Origin of the sequence: Schumannella soli (genome assembly GCF_006517435.1) — a bacterium.
GTDB classification, from domain to species: domain Bacteria; phylum Actinomycetota; class Actinomycetes; order Actinomycetales; family Microbacteriaceae; genus Schumannella; species Schumannella soli.
Genome location: NZ_VHQG01000004.1, coordinates 212,055 through 237,251, shown reverse-complemented (window position 1 = coordinate 237,251; position 25,197 = coordinate 212,055). Strand labels below are relative to the sequence as shown.

Here is a 25,197-nt window from a genome sequence, read left to right as displayed (position 1 = left end):
GCCCTAGGAAGGTGAGGTCACGCGGCTCACAGTAGTCGGAGCCTCTCCCCATGTCTCTCGCCTCGAAGGCGCCCGTCGCGGCGCCGCCGGCGCTCACCCCCGCCGGCCGTCGTCGGCGCGGCCACGTCGGCCTCCCGCTCGCCCTGCTCGTGCCGAGCACGGTCGTGCTGGCCGTCGTGATCGGCTGGCCGCTCATCCAGCTCGTCATCCAGTCGTTCCAGCAGTACGGCCGCGCCCAGGTCTTCGGCGCCCCGGCGCCGTTCATCGGCTTCCAGAACTACGCGAACGTGCTCAGCGACCCGAAGTTCTGGAACGTGCTCGGGCGCAGCGTGCTGTTCTGCGTCGTCTGCGTCGTGATCACGATCGTGCTCGGCACGCTCGTCGCCCTGCTCATGCAGCGGCTCAACAAGGGCTTCCGCACTCTGCTCTCGATCGGCCTGCTGCTGGCCTGGGCGATGCCGCCGCTCTCGGCGACCTTCGTCTGGGGCTGGGTCTTCGACACCCAGTACGGCGTCGCCAACTACCTGCTCACCCAGGTCACCGGCACGAACTGGATGGGCCACTCGTGGCTGATCTCGGCCGTCGGCTTCTTCTTCGTCGCCGGGGTGATCGTCGTCTGGGGCGCCATCCCCTTCATCGCCTTCACCGTGTACGCGGGGCTCACGCAGGTGCCCGACGAGGTGCTCGAGGCCGCGCAGCTCGACGGGGCCGGGGCGCTGGCGCGCTTCCGCCTGATCGTGCTGCCGTACCTGCGCTCGATCTTCCTCGTGCTCATCGTGCTCAGCACGATCTGGGATCTGCGCGTCTTCGCCCAGATCCAGGCCCTCCAGGCGATCGGCGGCTCGATCGCCGAGACCTCGACCATCGGCGTGTACATCTACCAGACCTCGCTCGCGAACGGGGAGTACGGCACGGGCGGCGCGATCGCCGTGATCCTCGTGCTCATCCTCATGGCCGTCTCGTTCGTGTACATCCGCCAGAGCCTGAAGGAGGACGAGGCATGACCGCCGTCGTCGCCCCGGAACGCACCGCATCCACGTCGCCGGTCTCCGCGCCGCCCGCGTCCGGCCGCACCACCACGGCGGCCGGGCGCGGGGTCGCGCGCCGCCGCCGCATCCGTCCCTCGTCGATCGTGTTCAGCGCGATCGCGGTGGTCATCTTCCTGCTCTCGGTCTTCCCCGTCTATTGGATGGTGAACTCGTCGTTCCTGCCCAACAACCTGGTGCGCGGGGCCGAGCCGCACTTCTTCCCCGACGAGTTCACGCTGCGCAACTACGCGCTCGTGCTCTTCGGCGACACCCGCACGCCGTTCCTGCCGGCGCTGCTCAACTCGCTCGGCTCGACCCTCATCACGGTCGGCGTCGCGCTCGTGTTCGCCTTCCTGGCGGCACTCGCCGTGACGCGCTTCCGCTTCAAGGGACGCCGGGCGTTCATCATCGCGATCCTGGTCGTGCAGATGATCCCGGGCGAGGCGATGATCATCTCCACCTACCGCCTGCTCGAGGGCTGGAACCTGCTCAACTCGATCATCGGCCTGAGCCTGGTCTACGTCGCGACGGTGCTGCCGTTCACGATCTGGACGCTGCGCGGATTCGTCAACGGCGTGCCCGCCGAGCTCGAGGAGGCGGCGATGATCGACGGCTGCTCGCGCGCCGGCGCCTTCTGGCGGGTCACCTTCCCGCTGCTCGCGCCTGGTCTGATCGCGACCGGCGTGTTCGGCTTCATCCAGGCCTGGAACGAGTTCGTCTTCGCGCTCGTCGTCATGTCCGACGACTCGGCGCACACCCTGCCGGTGTGGCTGCGCACCTTCGTGCAGGCGAACACGACCACGAACTGGGCGGCGATCATGGCCGGCTCGACGCTCGTCGCGATCCCCGTGGTGGTGTTCTTCCTGCTGGTGCAGGGGCGCATGACCAGCGGCCTCGTCGCCGGGGCGGTGAAGGGATGAGCGACGTCGCGCCCGCGGCCGTCTTCGGCACCCTGCTGCCCGGCTTCGTCGGCACGACCCTGCCGTCGTGGCTCGAGACCCGGCTGCGCGAGGGGCTCGCGGGGGTGTGCCTGTTCGGCGAGAACATCGTCGATCCCGCGCAGACCCGTGCGCTCACCGACGCGATCCGCGCCGCCAACCCCTGCGCGATCATCGCGATCGACGAGGAGGGCGGCGACGTGACCCGGCTGCATGCGGCGACCGGGGCCCCGTTCCCCGGCAACGCGGTGCTCGGCCGGCTCGACGACCTCGAGCTGACCGGGGCCGTCGGCGCGGCGGTCGCGGGGGAGCTCGCCGCGGCGGGCGTGAACCTCAACTTCGCGCCCGACGTCGACGTCAACTCGAACCCCGACAACCCGGTGATCGGCGTGCGCAGCTTCGGCGCGGACGCCCGGCTCGTCGCCCGGCACAGCGCCGCGTGGATCGCCGCGCACGAGGCCGCGGGCGTCGCCGTGAGCGCCAAGCACTTCCCGGGGCACGGCGACACCGCGCAGGACTCGCACCTCGCGCTGCCCGTCGTCGAGGCCTCGCGCGCCGAGCTCGACGAGCGCGAGCTGCCGCCCTTCGCCGCGTCCATCGCGGCCGGGGCGCGCACGATCATGAGCTCGCACATCGTCGTGCCCGCCCTCGACGGGCCGAAGACCCCCGCGACGTTCTCGCGGGCCGTGCTCGACGACCTCCTGCGGAGCAGCCTGGGCTTCGCGGGGGTCGTCGTGTCCGACGCGCTCGACATGGCCGGGGCGAGCGGCGAGGTCGGCATCCCACGCGCCGCCGCGCTCGCGCTCGAGGCCGGGTGCGACCTGCTCTGCATCGGCACGCGCAACACCGACGAGCAGCTCGCATTGATCGAAGCCGCCGTGCGCGCGGCCGTCGCGCGTGATGAGCTGCCGGCGTCGCGCATCGAGGAGGCGGCCGCGCGCGTCGCGGCGCTGGGCGCCCAGCTGGCGGCGACGGTGCCGGGCGGCGCCGAGCTGCCGGGCGACTCTGACGCGGATGCCGCCTCCGGTGACGGCTGGAGCTCCGGCCCGCCGCCCGTGTCGGCCGAGCGCATCCGCACCGCCTTCGAGGTGAAGCCTGGCGCGGCGCCCGCTGCCGGTGCCACCCTGGTGACCATCGAGACCACCGCGAACATCGCCGTCGGCCACTCCCCGTGGGGGGTCGCCGCCGCCGGCGGTGCGGTCGTCGAGGTGCGTGAAGAGGATGCCGCGGGGGTGCTCGCGTCGCTGACGGCCGGCGACGGCGGGCTCGCGCCGCTCGTGCTCATCGGCAAGGACAATCACCGGCACGCCTGGGTGCGCGAGCTGATCGACGAGGCTCGGGCGACCCGCCCCGGCACCATCGCGATCGACATGGGCTGGCCCGCGCCCGACCGCGCCTACGCCGACGTCGCCACCTTCGGGGCGTCGCGCATCGTCGGCGCCGCGCTGATCGACTGGCTGGAGCGGCCGTGAGGATCGGCATCGACATCGGCGGCACCAAGACCCACGCGGTGCTCGTCGGCGACAACGGCGCCGTGATCGCCGAGAGCCGTCGCGCGACCGGATTCGGCGCCGACGAGGTCATCGCCACGGCGGCCGCCGTCGTCGCCGAGCTCGCTGAGGCGGAGCCCGCCGGGGTCGCCGCCGCCCGCTCGGTCGGGGTGGGCATCCCCGGCGCCGTCGACGACCTCGGGCGCGTGCGTCACGCGGTCAACCTCGGCTTGGAAGGGCTCGACCTGGGCGCGCGCCTCGGCGCCGCACTCGGTCGGCCGGTGCGCGTCGCGAACGACGTCAACGCGGCCGCCCTCGGGGTGTACTCGCTGCTCGAGCACGGCCCGAGCCACTCGATGGCCTACCTCAACCTCGGCACCGGACTCGCCGCCGGGCTCGTGCTCGACGGCCGCCTCTGGCGCGGCTCGCGGGGCGTCGCCGGCGAGATCGGTCACATCCCCGTCGACCCCGACGGGCCCGAATGCCCCTGCGGTCAGCGCGGCTGCCTCGAGCTCAGCGCCTCCGGCTCCGCCGTCGCGCGGCTCTGGCCGAGCGACGACCCCAAGCCGGTGCGGGCGCTGTTCGCCGCCGCCGACGCCGGGGATGCGCCGGCGATGGCCGTGCGCGAGCGGCTCGTGTCGAACATAGCGGCCGCCGTGCGCATCCTCGTGCTCACCGTCGACGTCGACCGCGTCGTGATCGGCGGCGGCCTCAGCTCGCTCGGCGACGAGCTGCTCGCGGCCGTGCGCGCCGTGCTCGAGGCCTGGAGCGAGGCCTCGCCCTTCCTGCGCATGCAGGACCTCCCGACCCGCGTCGACCTGCTGCCCCGGGGCTTCCCCGCGGCGGCCGTCGGCGCCGCGCTCATCGGGGTCGAGCCGCTCGGCGCCGCGGGCGCCGCCCATCCCGCCTGAGAGCCACCCGGCTCGCACCCCGACCGAGAGCCGTTCCAGCTGAGAGCGGATCGCCCCGATGATGATGGAGAACCCGAATGGCTGAGATCGCGATCGTCCCCGATGCGGAGGCTGCCGGCGAGCTGGCCGCCGAGCAGATCGCGCGCCTCGTGACCCGCCGGGCGGATGCGGTGCTGGGGCTCGCGACCGGATCCACGCCCCTCACGACCTGGACCGCGCTCGCCCGCCGCTCGCTCGACCTGTCCGCGGCGCGCGGCTTCGCGCTCGACGAGTACGTCGGGCTGCCCGACGGCCACCCCGAGAGCTACCGCGCCGTCATCACGCGCGAGGTCGTCGAACCGCTCGGGCTCACGCCCGAGCTCGTGCACGTGCCCGGCGACGACGGCGGGCCGCTCGAGGGCGCGGGGGCGCGCTACGAGGCGGCGATCGCGGCCGCCGGCGGCGTCGACCTGCAGATCCTCGGCATCGGCCGCACCGGGCACATCGGCTTCAACGAGCCCGGCTCGTCCCTGGCCAGCCGCACCCGCATCAAGACGCTGACCGAGGCGACCCGCGCCGACAACGCCCGCTTCTTCGACTCGCCCGACCAGGTTCCGCGGCACTGCCTCACCCAGGGGCTCGGCACGATCCTCGACGCACGCCAGCTCGTGCTGCTCGCCTTCGGCGAGGCCAAGGCGGAGGCGGTCGCCGAGGCGGTCGAGGGCCCGGTGAGCGCGTCGTCGCCGGGCTCGGCGATCCAGCTGCACCCGAAGGTGCTCGTGATCGTCGACGAGGCCGCGGCATCGCGCCTGCAGCACGCCGACTACTACCGCTTCGCCTGGGACAACCGGCTGCCCTTCGAGGTCTAGACGCTCAGCCCTCGCGGCCGCCGCCCCAGCGCGCGAGGCTGTCGATCGCGTCGCGCAGCGCGAGTCCGCGCTCGGTGAGCGCGTACGCGCGGGTGTTGTGGCGCAGCGGGAGGCGTGCGAGCACCCCCGCCGTCTCGAGCTCGCGCAGTCGGGTGGCGAGCATGTTCGTCGGCACGCCGAGGTCGCGCTGCAGGTCGCCGTAGCGCTGCGGGCCGTCGAGCAGCCGCGCGACGATCAGCAGCGCCCACCGCGCGCCGATCACGTCGAGCGCGGCGGCGAGGTCGGATGTCGGAGCGTCGTCGGATCCGCTCACGCGGTCGGAGCGGCGTCCGGCTTCATCCAGAACGGCGAGTAGTGGTAGCCGTCCGGGTCGTCGAACTGGCGCTGGTACATGAAGGGGTAGTCGTCGATGTCGCCGATCCGGCCGCCGGCCGCGCCGGCGCGCTCGACCAGCGCATCCACCGCCTCGCGGCTCGGCAGATCGAACGAGACGGTGACCTTCGACGGGGTGTCGGGCCCGCCGATCAGGTCTTCGGTGCCGCCGACGCTCGCGTACATCTCGCGGGTGCCGAGCATGACGTACTGCTCGGCGGCGGGGTCGGCGTCGCTCGCGGAGATGCGGAAGCACGACACGTTGTGATCGGACATCTCGGCGTTGAGCGTCCAGCCGAGAGCCGTGTAGAAGGCGGTCGCGTGCTCGATGTCGGCGACCGGGCAGGTGATGAAGAGGCTCATGACGGTGATACTTGCAAAATGCAAGTGGCGCGTCAAGAGCCTGTCGGGACGGGCTCCGTCAGCGGCGTTCGACCTCGACGCCCGCGGCCCAGGCGCGGGCGACCCGGTCGTCGTCGTCGAGCACGACGACATCGGCTGCGTGGCCGGCCGCGAGCAGGCCGAAGCGGTCGTCGAGTCCGAGAGCGCGTGCGGGCGTGAGCGACAGTGCGGCCGAGACATCGGCGAGCGGGAGGTCGAGCTCGTGCAGGGCGAGCCGCAGCGCGGTGTCCTGCGTGAGCGTCGATCCGGCGATCGTGTCCGTGCCGGCGATGCGCGCGACCCCGTCGCGCACCTCGACGTCGAGGCTGCCGAGCCGGTAGTCGCCGTCGGCCGCGGCGGCCGCGGCCATCGCATCCGTCACCAGGGCGACCCGGCCGGGAGCCGAGGCGAACAGCAGCCGGGCGACCGAGGGATGCACGTGCGTGCCGTCGAGGATCAGCTCGAGCACGACGCGCTCGTCGTCGAGCGCCGCGACGACGGGGCCGGGCGCGCGGTGGTGGATGGGCCGCATCGCGTTGAAGGCGTGGGTCAGCAGGCGCGCGCCGTGGTCGAAGGCCGTGCTCACGAGCGCGGCGTCGGCGTCCGTGTGCCCGACGGCGACCGCGACGCCCTCGGCGCTGAAGCGGGTGATCGCCTCGAGCGCGCCGGGCAGCTCGGGGGCGATCGTGATCTGCCGCAGCGTGCCGTCGGCGGCGGCGAGGAGGCGGCCGACCGCATCCGCCGAGGGCTCGATGAGGAACTCCGGGTTGTGCGCCCCCTTGTGGTCGGGCGAGAGGAACGGCCCCTCGAGGTGCGCGCCCAGCACGCGCGGGTCGCGGCGGCTCAGCTCGGCGATCCCGCGCAGACTCCGTTCCAGCTGCTCGAGCGGGTTCGCCACCAGGCTCACGACCTGGCGGGAGGTGCCGTGCGGCCGGTGCGCCGCGAGAGCCCGCTCGAGCTCCTCGCCGCCCGCGTCGTAGGCGGCGGCCCCGCCGCCGTGCCCGTGGATGTCGACGAAGCCAGGCAGGATGCGCGCGCCGTCGAGATCTATGCTCTCGTCGGCATATGGGGCTGACGAGACCCCGCGACCCGTCCTCGTGATGCGCTCGCCCTCGAGGAGCAGCCAGGCGTCATCGACCTCTCCGCGCGCATCGACACGGCGACCGGAGTGCAGCAGAACACTCATGGCGGAACTCTACCCACCGCTCCGCGAGGGCCATACTGTCCAGCGTGCCCACCCGGGCGCGCCGCCGAAGACGCTCGCTCGACCCGATCGTGACCGGCGCGGCTCGACGATCGAGGAGGGAGAGGCGATGCGCCGCGGCACCAACCTGCTCGCCGTCGGCGGCTTCAACCAGGCCGTCGTGCTCGACCTCATCCGCCGCGCCCCCGACGGCCTCAGCCGCGTCGAGCTCGCCCGTGCCTCCGGGCTCAGCCCGCAGACGATCGGCAATGTCGTACGGCGACTGCTCGACGACGAGGTCGTGCTCGAGACCGGCAAGCAGGTCAACGGCCGCGGCAAGCCCCGCACGATCCTGCGCCTCGATCCGCGCGGCGGCTACGCGATCGGCGTGCACCTCGACCCCGCCCTGATCTCCTTCGTGCTCACCGACCTCGACGGCGCGGTCGTGGCCCGGCGCATCCACCGCACGCCCGTCGCCGTGTCGCCGACTCAGGTGCTCGACGCGATCGAGCGGGCGATCGAGTCGCTGCTCGCCGAGGCAGCGGAGTCGCTCGCGGTGCCGCGCGAGCGCGTGCTCGGCGTGGGCATCGCCGCGCCCGGCCCGATCGACCGCGAGCGCGGCGTCGTCGACGACCCGCCGCTGCTGCGCGGCTGGAGCGAGGTGCCGCTGCGCGATGACCTCGCTCGACGCCTCGGCATGCCGGTCGTGCTCGAGAAGGATGTGACGGCGGCCGCCGCCGCGGAGCTCTGGGGGCAGACGGGGCACGACGGCGACGACTTCGCGTTCTTCTACTACGGCTCGGGCGTCGGTCTCGGCATCGTGCTCGACCACGCGGTCGTGCGCGGCGCCTCGGCGAATCCCGGCGACATCGGCCACACGATCGTGCGCGACAGCACCGAGGGCGGCGTGCCCTGCGAGTGCGGACGCACGGGATGCCTCGGCGAGCAGACGAGTCCGCTGCGGCTCGTGCGGCGAGCGGCCGGCGCCGGCGCCGGCGCCGGCGCCGGGGGCGGGGGTGGCGTCGGCGCCGGGGTCGGTGCCGGCGCCGGGGCCGGAGTCGGGGCCGGCGCACCTTCCGCCGACGTCGACGACCCGCGCGCGCTGTTCGACGCCTTCGGCGCTCTGGCCGATCGCGCCGAGGCAGGGGAGCCCGTCGCGGTCGCGCTGATCGAGGCGCTCGGCGCCGACATCGCGACGGCGCTCGTGCGCTTCGCCGACCTGCTCGACGTCGACCGGATCGTCTGCGGCGGCCCGTTCTGGGAGCCGGTCGAACGACTGCTGCTCGACCGCGTCGAGCGTGCGGTGCGCACGTCACCCGCGCTCGTGACACCGCATCCGGTGCGGATCGTGTCCAGTGCCGCGGGCGCCGACGTGACCGCGGTGGGCGCCGCCTGCCAGGTGCTGGATGCGCTCTACTCGCCGCGCCCCGCGAACCTGCTGCTCGCCGCGCAGGCCTGAGCCGCGCATCCCGCCCGCCCGTCGTTCGAGGCCGGATCGCCGCGCGATCCTGAGCGCGCCGCACGATACCGCGCGGCGAGACCAGGATCGCCGCGCGATCCTGCCTCTCGATCTCGGGGAATGCTTGACACACATTAAGTACATCGGTTTTAGTTATTGCACCCCCGCCCGCGGCGACGATGACGCCCCCGCGTTCAGCACCACCAGCATCACCAGCAGCTCCTGCATCACCAGCGCTGCGCTGACTCCTCGCCGACGGGTGCCGTGCACACCGAGGAGTTTCGATGAGGAAACCAGCACTCAGGAACAGAGCACGCCGCGTCACCGCGCCGAAGCGCGCACTCGCGGTTCTCGCCACCATCGCCGCAGGAGCCCTGCTGCTCACCGGCTGCTCCGGCAGCGGCGGAGGCGACAGCAAGACCATCAAGGTCGCCTACCAGAAGTTCGGCAACTTCATCCAGCTCGACAAGAACCTCAAGAAGGTCAAGGCCGAGTACGAGAAAGCCCACCCCGGCATGAAGGTCGAGCTCGTGCCGATCGCCGCGCAGGAGACCGACTACTTCACCAAGCTCGCGCTCATGAACAAGTCGAGCTCGACCGCGCCCGACGTGATGTACGAAGACACCTTCCAGGTGAAGTCGGATGTCGACGCCGGCTACCTCGCCCCGCTCGACAGCTACATCGACAAGTGGGACGACTGGGATCAGTTCCTCGGCAACGCCAAGCAGGCCGGGCTCGGCGACGACGGCAAGACCTACGGCATCTCGATGGGAACCGACACCCGCGCCCTCTGGTACAACAAGGACCTGCTGAAGAAGGCCGGCGTCGAGGTGCCCTGGCAGCCGAAGACCTGGGACGACGTGCTCGACGCCGCGAAGGCCGTGAAGGCGAAGCTGCCGGGCGTCGTGCCGTTCAACATCTACTCGGGCACCGCACAGGGCGAGGCCTCGTCGATGCAGGGCTTCGAGATGCTGCTCTACGGCACGAAGGACACCCTCTACGACACCGACAGCAAGAAGTGGGTGACCGGCTCGAAGGGCTTCACCGACTCGCTGCAGTTCATCAAGGACGTCTACCAGGGCGACCTCGGCCCGACGCCCGACCAGGCGCTCGACAAGAACATCGGCACGACGATCTCGTCGGAGTGGCTGCCGCAGGGCAAGCTCGCGATCTCGCTCGACGGCTCATGGCAGAGCGGCACCTGGCTGCCCGACGGCAACGCGCCCTGGCCCGAGTGGAACGACGTGATGGGCCAGGCGCCGATGCCGACGCAGGACGGCCAGGACCCCGGCTCGGTCAGCATGTCGGGCGGGTGGACGCTCGCCATGGGCGCGAAGAGCAAGAACAAGGACGCGGCGTGGGACTTCATCGCGCTCGCGCTCAACAAGGAGAACTCGCTCGCCTACGACGTGGCCGCCAGCCAGATCGCGGTGCGCAAGGACGTCGCCGAGGACCCGGCCTACGCCGAGGCCAACCCCTCGTTCAAGTTCTTCAGCTCGATCGTGCCGGTCACGAACTTCCGACCGGCGACCGCCGACTACTCGAAGATCTCGCTCGACATCCAGAAGGCGATGGAGGCGGTGATGACCGGACAGCAGAGTCCGAAGGAGGCTGCGGCCGACTGGGACAAATCCGTCGTCGGCATCGTCGGCGAGAAGAACACCACGAAGTGACGGCGAGCGCTGCCGCGCCCGCCGTGCTCGGCGGCGGTCCCTCCGGGGACCGCCGCCGGCGCGGCCGGCTCGGCCGGAACCTGCTGCGCGGCACCCCGCTGCTGCCGGCGATCGTGCTGCTGGCGATCTTCCTGCTCGGGCCCGTCATCAGCGCCGTCTTCGGCGCCTTCACGAACTCGGCCCTCTCGGGCTCCGCCGCCGCGGGAGCCGAGTTCATCGGCTTCAAGAACTTCACCGACCTGTTCGCCGACCCGGACTTCCCGAAGTCGGTCGTGCTGACCCTGGTCTTCCTGTTCTTCTCGGCCGTCGTCGGCCAGAACGTGCTCGGTCTCGCCCTCGCGCTGATGCTGCGCAGCGCCAACAAGGTCGTGCGGGCCCTCGTCTCGACGATCGTCGTCGGCGCGTGGATCCTGCCGGAGATCGTGGCCTCCTTCGCGGCCTACGCTTTCTTCACGAAGGCGGGCACGCTGAACGGGATGCTCGCCGCGATCGGCATCGACGGGCCGAGCTGGCTCTACAGCTTCCCGATGCTCGCCGTCATCCTCGCCAACATCTGGCGCGGCGCCGCGTTCTCGATGCTCGTCTACTCGGCGGCCATCAACGACGTGCCGCCGGAGATCACAGAATCGGCCGAGGTGGATGGCGCCGCCGGCTGGCAGCGCCTCATCCGCATCACGATCCCGATGATCCGCCGCAGCATCTCGACCAACCTGATGCTGACGACGCTGCAGACCCTCTCGGTGTTCACCCTCATCTACGTCATGACGGGCGGCGGACCGGGCACGAACTCGTCGACGCTGCCGTTGCTCGCCTACAAGGAGGGCATCTCCTTCGGCCAGCTCGGCTTCGGCACCGCGATCGCGCTCATCCTGCTCGTCGTCGGCGCCCTGTGCTCGATCGTGTACATCCGCGCCCTGAAGCCGGAGGTCGACTGACATGTCGCTCGCCCTGACCTCGCCGCGCGGCCGCGGGCTGCGCATCGTGTCGAACCTCGTGCTCGTGCTCATCGGGGTGGCGTTCCTGCTGCCGATGGTGTGGCTCGTGCTCGCCAGCTTCGACACCCGCGCGACGCTCACCGCGAAGGCGCCCGAGTTCACGCTCGACAACTTCGCGAAGGTGCTCACACCCGAGAACGCGTGGATCCCGCTCGGCAACAGCCTGATCATCTCGGCCGGCACCGCGCTGCTGACCGTGGTCGTGGCGGTACTCGCGGCCTACCCGCTGTCGCGCTACACCCTGCGCATCAACCGGCCGTTCCTCTACGGGGTGCTGTTCGGCACCTGCCTGCCGATCACGGCGATGATGGTGCCGGTCTACGGGCTCTTCGTCGCCCTCGACCTGCTCAACTCGTTCCCCGGCATCATCCTGTTCCTCGCCGCGACCAGCCTGCCGATGGCGATCTGGATGGCGAAGAACTTCATGGACTCGGTGCCGATCTCGATCGAGGAGGCGGCGTGGACCGACGGCTCGTCGATGCTGTCGACGCTGCTGCGCGTCGTCGTGCCGCTCATGCGGCCGGGCATCGGCGTGGTGTTCATCTTCGTGTTCATCCAGGCCTGGGGGAACTTCTTCGTGCCCTTCATCCTCGTCACCGATCCGACCCAGATGCCCGCCGCCGTCACGATCTACAACTTCTTCGGCGCCTACGGGGCCGTCGCCTACGGCCAGCTGGCGGCGTTCTCGCTGCTCTACTCGGTGCCCGTGCTGGCGCTGTACGTGCTCGTGCAGCGCTTCTCGGGCGGCTCCTTCGCGCTCGCGGGCGCGGTCAAGGGCTGAACCGGGCGGGCGCCGCCGACCTCGAACGACCTGATCCATCCACCTTCCGGGAGAGAACTCCATGCACGACACGACCGCGCTCATCGAGGCGCGCATCCGCCGCAGCTACCGCGAGCGCATCCTGCCCGCCGCCTACTCCGAGACCGCACCCGTCGAGGTGACGGCGTGGGAGGCGCCGGGCGAGCCGGTGCCGTTCGCCGAGGCCGTCACGCAGAGCTACGAGCCCTTCGAGGCGGGCCGGATGTGGGGCCGCCCCTGGGGCACGACCTGGCTGCGGGTCACCGGCACGGTGCCGGCGGACTGGCCGGCGGATGCGGTCGAGCTCGTCGCCGACCTCGGCTTCCTGCCCAGCGGTCCCGGCTTCCAGTCGGAGGGGCTCATCTGGTCGGAGGACGGCGTCGTCGTCAAGGGCCTCGAGCCGAAGAACACCTTCGTGCCGGTGCCCGCGGGGCCGGGGGAGAGCTTCACGCTCTACATCGAGGCGGCGTCGAACCCCGACGTCGGCAGCGACTGGAGCAACACCCCGACGCCGCTCGGCGACCTCGCCACGGCGCCGCGCGATCCGATCTACCGCTTCACCGGCGCGCACCTCGGCGTCTTCGACCGCGAGGCCTTCGCGCTCGAGCGAGATGTGTGGACGCTGCTCGGCGTGCTCGAGAACCTGCCGGCCGAGTCGACGCGTCGTGCCGGGCTGCTGCGCGCCCTGGAGCGCGCGATCGACGTGCTCGACCCCGACGACGTGAGCGCGACCGCCTCGGCTGCTCGTGCGGAGATCGCCGGCGTGCTCGCCGACCGCGCCGCCGGCAGCACGCACCGCACGGTCGCCGTCGGGCACGCGCACATCGACTCCGCCTGGCTGTGGCCCGTGCGCGAGACCCGCCGCAAGGTCGCCCGCACCTTCTCGAACGTGCTCGACCTCATGGACCGCTACCCCGACTTCGTCTTCGCCGCATCCAGCGCCCAGCAGTACGCCTGGATGAAGGAGGGCTACCCCGAGCTGTTCGAGCGGATCCGCGCGCGGGTGAAGGAGGGGCGCTTCGTGCCGGTCGGCGGCATGTGGGTCGAGAGCGACACCAACATGCCCGGCGGCGAGGCGATGGCCCGCCAGTTCGTCTTCGGCAAGAGCTTCTTCCTGCGCGAGTTCGGCGTCGAGACGAAGGAGGTGTGGCTGCCCGACAGCTTCGGCTACTCGGCCGGGCTGCCGCAGATCGTCGCCGCCTCGGCGAGCGACAACTTCCTCACCCAGAAGATCTCGTGGAACGAGACCAACGTCATGCCGCACCACACCTTCCTCTGGGAGGGGCTCGACGGCACCCGCATCTTCACCCACTTCCCGCCGGTCGACACCTACAACTCCGACCTGTCGGGCGCCGACCTGGCCCGGGCCGCGAGCCAGAACCGCGAGCGCGGCGTCAGCGACCTCTCGCTCGTGCCCTACGGCTATGGCGACGGCGGCGGCGGGCCCACGCGCGAGATGATCGAGACGGCCCACCGCAAGCACGACCTCGACGGCTCGCCGAAGGTCGACCTCAAGCGGCCCGACGAGTTCTTCGCCGAGGCGCGGGCCTCGCTGCCGAAGCCGGCGGTCTGGTCGGGTGAGCTCTACCTCGAGTTCCACCGCGGCACCTACACCTCGCAGTCGCGCACCAAGGAGGGCAACCGCCGCAGCGAGCACCTGCTGCGCGAGGCCGAGCTCTGGGCGGCGACCGCGGCCGTGCGGGCCGGGGCGTCCTATCCGGCGGAGGAGCTGCGCCGGGCCTGGGAGACCGTGCTGCTGCAGCAGTTCCACGACATCCTGCCCGGCTCGTCGATCGCCTGGGTGCACCAGGACGCGGAGCGCAACTACGCCGCCGTGGCCGAGAGCCTCGAGGGGCTGATCAGCGACGCGATCGGGGCGCTCGGCGGGGGAGCCGGCTCGTCGACGGGGTCCGGTGACCTCGCGTTCAACGCGAGCCCGGTCGAGGTGGATGGGATCCCGGCGCTCTCCGCGGGCGTCGCGCGTCGCGCATCCACTCGCGTCACGGCGACGGATGATGGCGGAGCCGAGCTCGCGAGCGACGCCCTGACCGCGCGGCTCGACCGCGACGGGCACCTCGTGTCGCTCGTGCGGCACGACGGCGCCGGAGCGGCCGCCGGCCGCGAGGCGATCGCGCCGGGCGGGCGCGGCAACGAGCTGCAGTTCTTCCGCGACACCCCGAACCAGTGGGATGCGTGGGACATCGACGCGGCCTACCAGCGCACTCCGGTCGACGCCGTCAGCACCGAGTCGCTGACGATCGAGGGCGACACGGTCGTGCTGCACCGGACCGTCGGCGACTCGAGCATCGTGCAGCGCCTCGCGCTGTCGGGCGACGGGCTCGGCCTCGAGATCGAGACCGCGATCGACTGGCACGAGCGGCAGAAGCTGCTCAAGCTCGCCTTCGCCTTCGACGTGCACGCCGCCACCGCCGCGAGCGAGGTGCAGTTCGGCCACGTGCGCCGCGCCACCCACGCGAACACCTCGTGGGACATGGCGCGCTTCGAGACGAGCGCCCACCGCTGGGTGCACGTCGACGAGCCCGGCTTCGGCGTGACCGTCGCGAACGACCGCGTCTACGGCCACGACGTGACCCGCACGACGCGCGACGACGGCGGCACCACGACGCTCGTGCGCGAGTCGCTGCTGCGCGCGCCCACCTTCCCCGACCCGCACGCCGACCAGGGGCGCCACGTGTTCCACCATGTGATCGTGCCCGGCGAGCTGCTCGACGGCATCGGCGCGGGATACCGCGTGAACCTGCCGCTGCGCACGGTCGCGGGTGGTGCCGGCAGCGCGGACGGCGCTGAGGCGGCGGGCGCGGCGCTCGCCGCTGAGCCGCTGGTGAAGGTCACGGGACCGGCGTCGGCATCCATCCTGATCGAGGCGGTCAAGCTGGCCGAAGACGGGTCGGGGGATGTCGTGGTGCGGCTCTACGAGTCGCGCGGCGGTCGCGCCTCCGGCCGCCTCGAGCCCGGCTTCGCCGCCGGCGCCGCCGTGCGCACCGACCTGCTCGAGCGGCCGCTCGACGGATCGGCGGCGACGGACGGCGGCCGGGGCGCGACCTCGGACGACGCGCTCGAGCTGAACCTCCGGCCCTTCGAGCTGGTGACGGTGCGCATCCCGCGCGCCTGATCCACGCGACGGCGGAGGCCCCGCGAGCACAGGGGGTGTGCTGGCGGGGCCTCCGTCTGCCGTTCTCCGGGGAGCAGAATCGAGCTCAGCGGAAGATGATCGTGCGCGCGCCGTCGAGCAGCACGCGGTGCTCCGAGAACCACTTCACGGCCTGCGTGAGCGTGCGGCTCTCCTCGTCCTGCCCGATCGCGACGAGCTGCTGCGGCGAGCGGGTGTGGTCGACGCGCACGATGTTCTGCTCGATGATCGGGCCCTCGTCGAGGTCGCTCGTCACGAAGTGCGCCGTCGCGCCGATGATCTTCACGCCGCGGGCGTGCGCCTGCTTGTAGGGGTTCGCGCCCTTGAAGCCCGGCAGGAAGGAGTGGTGGATGTTGATCGCGCGCCCGGCGAGCTTCTCGCACAGCTCGGGGGAGAGGATCTGCATGTAGCGCGCCAGCACGACCAGCTCGATGTCGTGCTGCTCGACCACGTCGAGCACGCGCCGCTCGAAAGCGGCCTTCTCGTCGGGGCCCGTGACCGGCAGGTGCTCGAATGGCACGCCGTAGAACTCGGCCAGCGAGCCCAGCTCGGCATGGTTCGCGAGCACGAGCGGAACCTCGATCGGCAGCTGGCCGGCGCGCTCGCGGAACAGCAGGTCGTTGAGGCAGTGCCCGGCCTTGGACGCCAGCACGAGCGTGCGCAGCGGACGGTTCACGACATCCAGCTGCCACTCCATCGCGTAGCGGTCGGTGACCGGCGCGAGCGCGGCGACGAACTCGTCGCGGCTCGCCTCCGACTCCACCTGCAGGCGCATGAAGAAGCGGCCGGTGTCGTCGCTCGAGAACTGCTGCGACTCGGTGATGTTGCCCCGCGCCTCGACCACGGCGCCGCTGATGGCGTGCACGATGCCGGGGCGGTCGTCGCAGACCAGGGTCAGGATCCAGTGCGTGGCGGGGCTGGCGGTCACCCGAGCAACTCTAGGGCCGGTCGGAGCGCGGTTCCGCCGGGTTGCGGCTCCGCCCGAGCCGAGTCACGCCCGGGCGGCGTCAGGCGCGCGCGGCGGGCACGATGCGCACCTCGAGCCCGGCGGCGCGCAGCTCGGCCACCGCATCCGGGTCGGCCGTCTCGTCGGTGATGAGCAGATCGACCTCGTCGAGCGTCGCGACCGGGGCGAGCGCGGCGCGGCCGAGCTTCGAGCCGTCGGCGACGACGATCACCCGCTGCGCGTGCTGCACCATGGCCGAGTTCGTGCGCGCCTCGGTCTCGTCGTGCGTCGTGACGCCGCCCGAGGGGCTGACGCCGTCGGCGCCGAGGATCGCCATGCCGAGGTTGATGGCCTTGAAGGTGTTCTCGGCGAGCACGCCGACGAGCTCGAGCGACTCGTGGCGCAGCGCCCCGCCGGTCATGATCACCTTGAGCTGCGGATGCGTCGTCACCAGCTGTGCGATCGTCAGCGAGTTCGTCACGATCGTCAGCTCGCCGTGGCTCGCGAGGGCGCGGGCGACGGAGGCGGTGGTCGTGCCGCCGCTCAGGGCGACGGCGTAGCGCTGCTTCGGCACGAGCGCGGCGACGGCGGTCGCGATCGCGCGCTTCGCCTCCTGGTTGCGGCTGTCTCGCAGCGCGACCGGCACCTCGGTGCGGCTCTCGAGCAGGCGGGCGCCGCCGTGGGTGCGCAGCAGCAGCCGCTGGTCGGCGAGGTCGGCGAGGTCGCGGCGCGCGGTCGCGGGCGACACGGCGAGCTCGGCGGCGAGCGCCTCGAGCTCGATGCTCTCGCGCTCGGCGAGCAGTTCGAGGATCGCGAGCATGCGCCGCGAGCGCTTGCCCGAGGCGGCGGGGCGCTCGGGCGGGCTGAGGGTCATCGCGCGCCGCCGACGGCGAAAGGCGCGGCGAGTGCTGCGGGCGCGGCGTCGAAGGGATGCGCGGCGCGAGCCGCGACGGTGCGGCGCGAGAAGCGAGCAGTCATGGTGCTCATATTAGGTGGATTCGCGCAGAATGTTGCGCGAAATGATCAGTCATGTCGATCATCGAGCCATGACTCGTGTTGTCTTCCTCGGCGCGGGAAGCGTCGTCTTCACCCGTCAGCTCGTCGCCGACCTGATGTCCTACGACGATCTGCCGCCGCTCACCCTCGTTCTGCACGACATCGACGCCGCGCGCCTCGACGTCGCCGTCGGAACCGCCCGCCAGGTCGCCGAGCGCCGCGGCCGCACGCTCGAGATTGTCCCGGCGCTCGACCGTCGCGACGCCCTCGCCGGCGCCGACTTCGTCGTCAACATGATCCAGGTCGGCGGCATCGACGCCACCCGCGTGGATCTCGAGCTGCCCGCCTCCCGGGGCCTGCGCCAGACGATCGGCGACACCACCGGCATCGGCGGCGTCTTCCGGGCCCTGCGCACCTTCCCGGTGCTCTCCGGCATCGCCCGCGACATGCTCGAGCTCTGCCCCGACGCCTGGTTCCTCAACTACACGAACCCGATGGCGATGAACATCTGGTGGATGGCGACGGTCGCCCCCTCCATCAAGGCAGCCGGCCTCTGCCACAGCGTCTACTGGACCGTCAACGACCTCTGCGAGCTCGTCGGCGTGCCGCTCGAGGGCACGTCCTTCCGCGCCGCCGGCGTCAACCACCAGGCCTGGCTCTACGAGTGGTCGCGCGACGGCGAGTCGCTCTACCCGGCCCTGCGCGAGAAGATCGCGGCCGATCCTGAGCTCGAGCGCCGCGTGCGCGTCGAGATCTTCCGCCGCATCGGCTTCTACCCGACCGAGACGAGCGAGCACTCCAGCGAGTACCTGTCGTGGTTCCTGCGCGACGACGCGCAGATCGAGCGCTTCCGCCTGCAGCCGCTCGAGTACATCGGCATCTCCGAGCAGAACGTCGCCGAGTTCCACCACGCGCAGGAGGCGCTCGCCTCGGGCGCGCCCCTCGAGCTCGAGGAGGGCGCCGCCGAGTACGCGCCCCAGATCATCCACTCGGTGCTCACCGGAACCGAGCGCGAGATCCACGCCAACGTGGTCAACCGCGGCCTCATCGACAACCTGCCCGAGGGCGCGGTCGTGGAGGTGCCGGCGCGGGTGGATGCGGCCGGCGTCACCCCGCTCGCGGTCGGCGCGATCCCGCTCGCGGGCGCCGCGCTGAACCGCACCTACCTCTCCGTCGCCGAGCTGACGATCGAGGCCGCGCGCACCGGCTCGCGCGAGCTCGTGCACCAGGCCGTGCTCGTCGACGGCAACGCCTCATCGTCGCTCACGCCGGCCGCGCTCGCCGCGCTCGTCGACGAGATGCTCGAGGCGCACCAGCCCCTGCTGCCGCGCTCGCTCGGCGGCGACGTCGAGCTGGTCCTCCCGTGACGCTCGCCCGCAGCGGCGATCTCGTCGCCGCTGCGGCGCGACGTGGGGGAGCGGTCGCCGCGATCAACGCGATCACGCTCGAGCACGTCGAGGCGATCGTCACGGGGGCGGTCGACGCGGATCGCGCGGTGATCGTGCAGCTGAGCGAGAACGCGACGCTGTTCCACGGTTCGGATCCGGTGCCGCTGCTCAGTGCCGCACGGGCCCTCGCGGTCGCGGCACCCGTGCCGGTGTCGCTGCACCTCGACCACGTGCAGGACTCGGGGCTGCTCGCGCTCTCGCTCGACGTCGCCGCGTCGGTCGGCCTGTCGTCGGTGATGGTGGATGCCGCCCGCCTCGACTACGCCGACAACGTGGCCGAGACGGCCGCCTTCGCGGCCCGCGGGCACGCGCTCGATCTGAGTGCGGTGTCGTTCGCGGGCGCGCCGTCCGAACCGGGCGCGAGCCCCGAGCGCGAGGCCGTCATGGGCGCCGACGTCGGCGCTGGATCGTCCGCGGGCGGGCCGGCCGCGGGCGGGCCGTCGGTGTCGGGCGCGACCGCCGCATCCACGGGTCTCTTCGTGGAGGCGGAGCTGGGCGAGGTCGGCGGCAAGGACGGCGCCCACGCGCCGGGCGTGCGCACCGACCCGGACGAGGCGGCGACCTTCGTCGCCGCCACGGACGTGGATGCGCTCGCGGTCGCGGTCGGCAGCTCGCATGCCATGACCTCGCGAACCGCCGCCCTCGACCTCGACCTGATCGAGCGGCTCGCGGCCGCGGTTCCGGTGCCGCTCGTGCTGCACGGCTCCTCGGGCGTGCCGGACGAGCTGCTCGTGGCGGCCGCGCGGGCCGGCATCCGCAAGATCAACGTCGGCACGGCGCTCAACGTCGTCGGAACGGCCGCGCTGCGCGCCGCCCTCGCCGAGCGCCCCGATGCGGTCGATCCCCGCAAGCCCCTCGCCGCCTCGCGCGCCGCGATGTCCGCCGAGGTCACGCGCATCCTCACGCTCCTCCCGTAACCGCACCCGGCGCCCCGGGCCCCCGACTGACCTGCGCCATGGCTCAGAGGTGATCGGTCGCCAACTGTCGCTATCGCTCACGGTTGGCGACAGTTGGCGACCGATCACCGAAGTGACGGGACCGAATGTGGACAATGTCGCCGCGCGAGACGCGACCTCTGGCAGGGTGCCCGCATGCATCCCGCAGCGCCTCTGCCCGCTCCGCTCGGCGACGGCGCGTTCCACATCAGGGACGCGATCCGGCACGGACTGAGCGACCAGCGTCTGCGACGATCCGATCTGGTCGCGCCGTTCCGTGGAGTCCGCGCTCAGACCGAACCGGCCAGTCTCCTGCGCCGCTCCGTCGCGGCCGTCCTCTCGGTGGGCGAGCATGCGTTCGTCTGCGGCCCGACAGCCGCTCTGCTCTACCGGGTGCCAGTGCCGCGACGTCTCGAGCGGGATGCGCGCATCCACCTCGCCGTGCCGCGCCCCGGGCGGGCGCCGCGTGGCACCGGCACCGCCGGGCACAGCCTCGGGATCGGACGGTCGGCACTTTGGTCGGTCGACAGACTGCGGATCACCGACCCGGCCCGCACCTGGGCCGATCTCGCGCCACTTCTCCAGGTCGACGAGCTCATCGCCGCCGGCGATCACCTCGTCAGATGGGACCTCGGGTTCGCCTCCCGCTCAGACCTGCTGCGTGAGATCGACGAGTCGCTCGGCCGGCGCGGACGCCGGTCCATGGCCGCGGCGACCCCCGAGATCGTCGAGCGCGCGCAGTCGCCGCGGGAGACCCGCCTTCGACTGCTGCTGACGCGCGCCGGATACGACCTGGAGAGCGATGTCGAGGTCCAGCTTCCGCGGTGCCCGCTCTATCGCGTCGACCTCGCGCTTCGCGGGCGCAAGATCGCGTTCGAATACCAGGGCGAGCACCACGCCGACCTCGAGCAGTATCGAGCGGACCAGACACGACTGAGCCGTCTGCGCGCGCACGGGTGGCTCGTGATGGAGATCAACGCCCGTGATCTCGACGACCCGGTCGAGCTGCTCGCCCGGATCGCCCGTGCGATCGCCGCGCATCCCCACTGAACTCCGCCGATCGGTCGCAAACTGTCGCCATATCTCGCGGATGGCGACAGTTGGCGACCGATCGATGGTCCGGCGGGAGAGTGGGGCGTCGCGGGATGCCGGTGAAGGGGGAGCCGGGCTAGGCGAGGCCGAGCACGCGGGCCGCGTTGTCGCGGTAGACGCGGGCGAGCAGCTCGGGCGGCAGGCCGAGCGCCGAGACGGTCCAGCGGCCCTGCGGCGGGACGTCGGACTCGGGCGCGTAGCTGAAGGCCTCATCCAGCGTCTCGAGGAAGCGGAAGTGCAGGCGGTACTGCTCGAGCGTCGCCGGGTAGATGTCGGTGCCGAAGTGCACCCGGTCGGGGAAGCGCTCGAGCAGCGCGCGCAGGCGGCGCGGCTGGCGGCCGAGCTCGGCCATGCGTCCGGCGATGTCGACCGTGTAGTTGGGCGAGGCGGCGAGCATCCGCTCGACCAGGTCGAGGTCTTCGGCGGCGCAGCCGAAGTGCGCGCCGATGAAGCGGGTTCCGGGCGCGCCGGCGACGAGTGCGGCGTGCGCGGCCAGCAGCCGGTCGAAGCTCGGGTAGACCTCGGTGTCGCCGAACCACCACTCCTTCATCACGAGCAGCTCGTCGAGGCGCTCGTTCTTCTCGTCGAGGGGCGCGAAGAACGCCTTCGGATCGGCGGTGTGGATGAGCACGGGCAGCCCGAGCTCGCCGGCGTGGCGCAGCACGGCGATCACGCGGGGGTCGTCGGGCAGCACGAGGGCTCCGCTCGCGTCGCGGAAGGTGAGGCCGAGGTTCTTCCACACCTTCACTCCGCGGGCGCCGCGCGCGGCGCTGTCGTCGAGCGAGGCGATCAGCTCGCGCACGATCGGGTCGGCGAGCACCGACGGCGAGTCCGCGGTGAGCGGCGAATCGCCGCCCCCGTGCGTCCCCAGCCCCGCCGACTCCTCGAGCCGCGCCCACTCGAGCTGGCAGAAGGTCAGGAAGCGCCCGGGGTAGGCGCGGTCGTAGCGCTCGACGTTGGCCGTGACCTCGTCGCCCCAGAGCCCGTCGAGGTTGACGACGGTGGCGACGTTCGCCGCATCCATGACCTCGATCAGGGCGGCGGGGTCGTCGATCATCCAGTCGTGGTCGTCAGTCAGCCAGCGGCCGAGGTGATTGTGGATGTCGATGGCCGGCACGGCGGCGCGCTCGACGACCGACTCTGCGGGCCGCAGCTGCTGCTGCGGGGTCCACTCGACGACGGGCAGTTCGCGGAGTTCTTCCCAGCTGCGTGACATGCCGTCATCCCAGCACCGACCGCGCAGACCGGCGACACTCAGCGCGAAACGCGCAGAAAGAGTGCGCGTTCAGATCACTTCCTTGCCCGAATGGTGACTCCGGGTGAGCATCGACCCACTTCCCCCTTCACCGCCGAGAGGTCGTCATGAGCCGCAGCCCCAGCAACTCCCGCTCCACGAGATCCGCCCTCCGCCTCGCGATCACCGCCGCCGTCTCGGCGAGCGTGCTCGCGCTCGTCGCCGCCTGCTCCTCCGGCGGCGGATCGGGCGGCGGCGCCGACGCCGACTACACCCCGCCGGCCAAGGACCTCAGCGCGAAGATCACCTACGCCTACTGGGATGCCACGCAGACGAAGGCGATCAAGGAGAACATCGCGGGCTTCAACGAGGAGTACCCGAACATCAAGGTCAACCTCGACGTGACGCCCTGGGAGACCTACTGGACGAAGATCCAGACGCAGGCCTCGTCGAACACGCTGCCCGACCTGTTCTGGCTCAACGGCCCGAACTTCCAGCTCTACGCCTCGAACGGCAAGGTCGCGCCGATCACCTCGCAGGTGAAGGGCGGCTACATCGACCCGAAGAACTACCCCGAGTCGCTCGTGAAGCTCTACAACCTCGATGGCATGCAGTACGGGGTTCCGAAGGACTTCGACACGATCGGCCTCTGGTACAACAAGGACCTCTTCGCGAAGGCCGGCGTCGCCGAGCCGACCGCCGACTGGACCTGGGCCGACCTCTCGACCGCCGCGAACACGATCTCGTCGAAGCTCAAGGGCGACGGCGTCTACGGCGTCGCCGGCGGCATGGACGGCCAGACGACGTACTACAACACGATCTTCCAGGCCGGCGGATCGGTCGTCGACGGCACGAAGTCGGGCTACGGCGACGCGGCCACGCAGAAGGGCCTCGAGTTCTGGACCGACCTCATCAAGAGCGGCGCCTCGCCGACCATGCAGCAGCTCACCGACACCCCCGGCGACCAGTGGTTCACGAGCGGCAAGGTCGCCATGTACTACGGCGGCAGCTGGTTCCGGGCGGCCCTGTCGGACGCCCCGGTGAAGGACGCGGTGCAGGTCGCGCCGCTGCCGAAGGGCGAGAAGCAGGCGACCGTCATCCACGGCGTCGCCAACGTCGTCGCCGCGAACAGCAAGAATGCGCAGGCCGCCCGCGCTCTGCAGAACTACCTCGCGAGTGAGAAGGCGCAGAAGCAGCAGGGCGACGCCGGCTCGATCATCCCCGCCTTCACCGGAACCCAGCAGGCCTTCGCCGACTCGCTGCCGGGCGTCGACCTCAAGGTCTTCCTCGACGCGGTCGACTACTCGGTGCCTCTGCCGGTGTCGAAGAACAGCGCCGCCTGGAACGCCCTCGAGACGAAGCTGCTGCCGGATGCCTTCAGCGGCGACAAGTCGGTGAAGAGCGTCGGCGACGACCTGGCGAAGCAGATGGACGCCGACCTGGCGAAGGAAAAGTGAGTTCACTCCGGATGACCACCGTGGTCGGCGCTCGCCCGAGGCGCGCCGACCGCGGCTCCGGCCGCGTCGCCCCGGGCTCCGGCCGCGGCGTCCGCGCCGGAGGCGAGGCGGCGGCCCGACGACGCGACGGCGCCTGGCCGTGGCTGTTCGTCGGGCCGCTCATGCTCGGCATCGCGGTCTTCTACCTGTGGCCGATCATCCAGACGCTCTACTACTCGTTCACCGAGTGGGGAGTCTTCGGCGGAACGACCTGGATCGGCGGCGCGAACTACACGCGCATGATCACCGACCCCGACCTGCTCTCCTCGCTCGGCAACACGGTGCTCTACACCGCGATCGTGCTGCTGGGCGTGCCGATCGCGGTCGGGCTGGCGAGCCTGCTGAACCTGCCGGGCCTCAGATTCGCGGCCGTCTACCGCGTGCTCTACTTCCTGCCCTATGTGGCGATGCCGACCGCGGTCGCGATGGTCTGGCGCATGATCTTCAACGGCGATCACGGCATCCTCAACTGGGTTCTCGGGCTCGTCGGCATCGATGGCCCCTACTGGATCAGCACGCCGGGATGGGCGATCACCGCCGTCGCGATCGTCGGCCTCTGGTCGTCGCTCGGCTTCTCGATGATCGTGCTCGCCGCGGGGCTCAAGGCGATCCCCGACGAGCTCTACGAGGCGGCGCAGCTCGACGGCGCCTCGCGCTGGCGGCAGTTCCGTTCGATCACGGTGCCGCTGCTCGCGCCGAGCATCGTGTTCGTCTCGATCGTGACGGTCATCGGCAGCTTCCAGCTCTTCGACCTGCTCTACGCGATCATGGGCGCCTCGAACCCGGCGCTGCCGAAGAGCATGTCGCTCGTCTACTGGTTCTATCAGGCGGGCTTCGTCGACAACGAGAAGGGCTACGCGGCGGCGATCGCGATGCTCATCTTCGTGCTGATTGGCGTGGTCACGCTCATCCAGGTGCGACTGCAGCGGAAGTGGGTCTCGAATGACTGAGGTTCTGACCGGGCCGCGTGTCGCTCGCCTCGCTCTGCGCCGGCGACGCGGCGGACGTCAGGGTTCGCACGTCGTCGCGCACGTCATCCTCGCGACCGGCGCAGTGCTCATGGCGTTCCCCTTCGTCTGGCAGCTCATCATGTCGCTGTCGACGAACGCCGAGGTGCAGAGCGTCGTGCCGACGTTCTGGCCGTCGGAGCTGCGCTGGCAGAACTACGCGACCGTGTTCGAGCGGCTGCCGTTCTTCTCGCAGCTCGGCACCTCGGTGTGGATCACCGTCATCCGCACGCTCGCCCAGATCATCCTCTGCACGGCCGCCGGCTACGCCTTCGCGCGCATGCGGTTCCGCGGACGCTTCCTGCTGATGGGTCTGGCCCTGTCGATCCTCATGGTGCCGTCGCAGGCCTACCTGATCTCGCAGTACCAGATCGTGCAGGGGCTGGGATGGCTCAACACCGTCGCCGGCATCGTCGCGCCCGGGCTCTTCAGCGCCTTCGGCACCTTCCTCATGCGCACGGCGTTCCTCAACATGCCGAACGAGCTGGAGGAGGCGGCGCGGCTGGATGGGGCGTCGCCCATCCGCATCTTCTGGACGGTCATGCTGCCGCTGGCCCGGCCGAGCATCAACGTGCTCGCGATCACCGCGGCGCTGTGGTCGTGGAACGAGCTGCTCTGGCCGCTGCTGGTCTCGACCTACCAGGACCAGATGCCGCTCTCGGCGGGGCTCGCGACGCTCGTGAGCGACAAGAACAACACCGACTACCCGGTGATCATGGCGGCGAGCATGCTCGCGATGGCGCCCATCCTGCTGCTGTTCATCGTGCTGCAGCGCCGGGTGATCGACGGGCTGGCGCACTCCGGGTTGAAGTAGC

22 protein-coding genes are annotated in these 25,197 nt (G+C 71.4%); 16 read left to right on the top strand and 6 right to left on the bottom strand.

Annotation, left to right across the window (positions count from 1 at the left end):
• The first annotated feature begins 50 nt into the window (after window positions 1-50).
• From FJ657_RS13870 to FJ657_RS13850, 5 genes are all read left to right on the top strand, one after another.
• Window positions 51-1,004, top strand: a complete 954-nt coding sequence (locus FJ657_RS13870) for a carbohydrate ABC transporter permease (RefSeq protein ID WP_141164306.1) — start codon at window positions 51-53, stop codon at window positions 1,002-1,004.
• Window positions 1,001-1,948: a carbohydrate ABC transporter permease gene (locus tag FJ657_RS13865; protein ID WP_141164305.1), complete on the top strand. Its 948-nt coding sequence runs from the start codon at window positions 1,001-1,003 to the stop codon at window positions 1,946-1,948. The genes FJ657_RS13870 and FJ657_RS13865 overlap by 4 nt, the downstream gene beginning before the upstream one ends.
• Window positions 1,945-3,438, top strand: coding sequence for a glycoside hydrolase family 3 N-terminal domain-containing protein (locus FJ657_RS13860; protein WP_141164304.1), 1,494 nt, complete (start codon window positions 1,945-1,947; stop codon window positions 3,436-3,438). Before FJ657_RS13865 ends, FJ657_RS13860 begins: the two co-directional genes overlap by 4 nt.
• Complete coding sequence (locus FJ657_RS13855; RefSeq protein ID WP_141164303.1) at window positions 3,435-4,367, top strand: ROK family protein; 933 nt, start codon at window positions 3,435-3,437, stop codon at window positions 4,365-4,367. Before FJ657_RS13860 ends, FJ657_RS13855 begins: the two co-directional genes overlap by 4 nt.
• 77 nt (window positions 4,368-4,444) lie before the next feature.
• Window positions 4,445-5,215: a glucosamine-6-phosphate deaminase gene (locus FJ657_RS13850; protein ID WP_141164302.1), complete on the top strand. Its 771-nt coding sequence runs from the start codon at window positions 4,445-4,447 to the stop codon at window positions 5,213-5,215.
• A gap of 4 nt (window positions 5,216-5,219) precedes the next feature.
• Here the strand turns inward: FJ657_RS13850 and FJ657_RS13845 are convergent, their stop codons facing one another.
• Genes FJ657_RS13845 through nagA form a run of 3 tightly spaced genes read right to left on the bottom strand, consistent with a single transcriptional unit; the run spans window position 5,220 to window position 7,154 of the window.
• Entirely contained in the window at window positions 5,220-5,528 is a 309-nt protein-coding gene (locus FJ657_RS13845; RefSeq protein ID WP_141164301.1) for a winged helix-turn-helix transcriptional regulator, read from the bottom strand.
• The gene (locus FJ657_RS13840; RefSeq protein WP_141164300.1) at window positions 5,525-5,950 is read right to left on the bottom strand and encodes a VOC family protein; all 426 of its coding nucleotides are present in this window, start codon (window positions 5,948-5,950) and stop codon (window positions 5,525-5,527) included. Before FJ657_RS13840 ends, FJ657_RS13845 begins: the two co-directional genes overlap by 4 nt.
• 58 nt (window positions 5,951-6,008) lie before the next feature.
• On the bottom strand, window positions 6,009-7,154 hold the full coding sequence (gene nagA / locus FJ657_RS13835) for an N-acetylglucosamine-6-phosphate deacetylase (protein ID WP_141164299.1): 1,146 nt from the start codon (window positions 7,152-7,154) through the stop codon (window positions 6,009-6,011).
• Between the two features lie 127 nt (window positions 7,155-7,281).
• Here nagA and FJ657_RS13830 point away from each other — a divergent pair, with 127 nt between their 5' ends.
• The 5 genes from FJ657_RS13830 to FJ657_RS13810 all read left to right on the top strand — a co-directional run bounded on the left by FJ657_RS13830 (window position 7,282) and on the right by FJ657_RS13810 (window position 15,210).
• A complete protein-coding gene (locus tag FJ657_RS13830; RefSeq protein WP_141164298.1) occupies window positions 7,282-8,610 on the top strand; it encodes an ROK family transcriptional regulator in 1,329 nt (442 codons plus the stop codon).
• Window positions 8,611-8,894: 284 nt separating this feature from the next.
• Window positions 8,895-10,283: an extracellular solute-binding protein gene (locus FJ657_RS13825; RefSeq protein WP_141164297.1), complete on the top strand. Its 1,389-nt coding sequence runs from the start codon at window positions 8,895-8,897 to the stop codon at window positions 10,281-10,283.
• On the top strand, window positions 10,280-11,218 hold the full coding sequence (locus FJ657_RS13820) for a carbohydrate ABC transporter permease (RefSeq protein WP_219995932.1): 939 nt from the start codon (window positions 10,280-10,282) through the stop codon (window positions 11,216-11,218). Before FJ657_RS13825 ends, FJ657_RS13820 begins: the two co-directional genes overlap by 4 nt.
• 1 nt (window position 11,219) lies before the next feature.
• On the top strand, window positions 11,220-12,059 hold the full coding sequence (locus FJ657_RS13815) for a carbohydrate ABC transporter permease (RefSeq protein ID WP_141164296.1): 840 nt from the start codon (window positions 11,220-11,222) through the stop codon (window positions 12,057-12,059).
• Between the two features lie 61 nt (window positions 12,060-12,120).
• Window positions 12,121-15,210: an alpha-mannosidase gene (locus FJ657_RS13810; RefSeq protein ID WP_141164295.1), complete on the top strand. Its 3,090-nt coding sequence runs from the start codon at window positions 12,121-12,123 to the stop codon at window positions 15,208-15,210.
• An 85-nt stretch (window positions 15,211-15,295) separates the two neighbouring features.
• On the opposite strand, the gene purU is transcribed toward FJ657_RS13810, so the two are convergent.
• Both purU and FJ657_RS13800 read right to left on the bottom strand, forming a co-directional pair.
• Window positions 15,296-16,156: a formyltetrahydrofolate deformylase gene (gene purU / locus FJ657_RS13805; RefSeq protein ID WP_141164294.1), complete on the bottom strand. Its 861-nt coding sequence runs from the start codon at window positions 16,154-16,156 to the stop codon at window positions 15,296-15,298.
• 79 nt (window positions 16,157-16,235) lie between these two features.
• Window positions 16,236-17,048, bottom strand: a complete 813-nt coding sequence (locus FJ657_RS13800) for a DeoR/GlpR family DNA-binding transcription regulator (RefSeq protein ID WP_141164293.1) — start codon at window positions 17,046-17,048, stop codon at window positions 16,236-16,238.
• A 172-nt stretch (window positions 17,049-17,220) separates the two neighbouring features.
• Here FJ657_RS13800 and melA point away from each other — a divergent pair, with 172 nt between their 5' ends.
• The 3 genes from melA (at window position 17,221) to FJ657_RS13785 (ending at window position 20,603) form a co-directional block, all read left to right on the top strand.
• On the top strand, window positions 17,221-18,537 hold the full coding sequence (gene melA / locus FJ657_RS13795; RefSeq protein ID WP_141164292.1) for an alpha-galactosidase: 1,317 nt from the start codon (window positions 17,221-17,223) through the stop codon (window positions 18,535-18,537).
• Window positions 18,534-19,535, top strand: a complete 1,002-nt coding sequence (locus FJ657_RS13790; RefSeq protein ID WP_141164291.1) for a class II fructose-bisphosphate aldolase — start codon at window positions 18,534-18,536, stop codon at window positions 19,533-19,535. Before melA ends, FJ657_RS13790 begins: the two co-directional genes overlap by 4 nt.
• Before the next feature lie 720 nt (window positions 19,536-20,255).
• On the top strand, window positions 20,256-20,603 hold the full coding sequence (locus tag FJ657_RS13785; protein WP_141164290.1) for a putative endonuclease domain-containing protein: 348 nt from the start codon (window positions 20,256-20,258) through the stop codon (window positions 20,601-20,603).
• Between the two features lie 118 nt (window positions 20,604-20,721).
• Here FJ657_RS13785 and FJ657_RS13780 read toward each other — a convergent pair whose 3' ends face one another.
• Window positions 20,722-21,861: an amidohydrolase family protein gene (locus FJ657_RS13780; RefSeq protein WP_141164289.1), complete on the bottom strand. Its 1,140-nt coding sequence runs from the start codon at window positions 21,859-21,861 to the stop codon at window positions 20,722-20,724.
• A 146-nt stretch (window positions 21,862-22,007) separates the two neighbouring features.
• Between FJ657_RS13780 and FJ657_RS13775 the strand changes: the two genes are divergently transcribed.
• The 3 genes from FJ657_RS13775 to FJ657_RS13765 are packed head-to-tail and all read left to right on the top strand — an operon-like array spanning window position 22,008 to window position 25,196.
• Complete coding sequence (locus FJ657_RS13775; RefSeq protein WP_141164288.1) at window positions 22,008-23,336, top strand: ABC transporter substrate-binding protein; 1,329 nt, start codon at window positions 22,008-22,010, stop codon at window positions 23,334-23,336.
• Between the two features lie 11 nt (window positions 23,337-23,347).
• Complete coding sequence (locus tag FJ657_RS13770; protein ID WP_141164287.1) at window positions 23,348-24,325, top strand: carbohydrate ABC transporter permease; 978 nt, start codon at window positions 23,348-23,350, stop codon at window positions 24,323-24,325.
• Window positions 24,318-25,196: a carbohydrate ABC transporter permease gene (locus tag FJ657_RS13765; RefSeq protein WP_141164286.1), complete on the top strand. Its 879-nt coding sequence runs from the start codon at window positions 24,318-24,320 to the stop codon at window positions 25,194-25,196. The genes FJ657_RS13770 and FJ657_RS13765 overlap by 8 nt, the downstream gene beginning before the upstream one ends.
• The last annotated feature ends 1 nt before the right edge of the window (window position 25,197 follow it).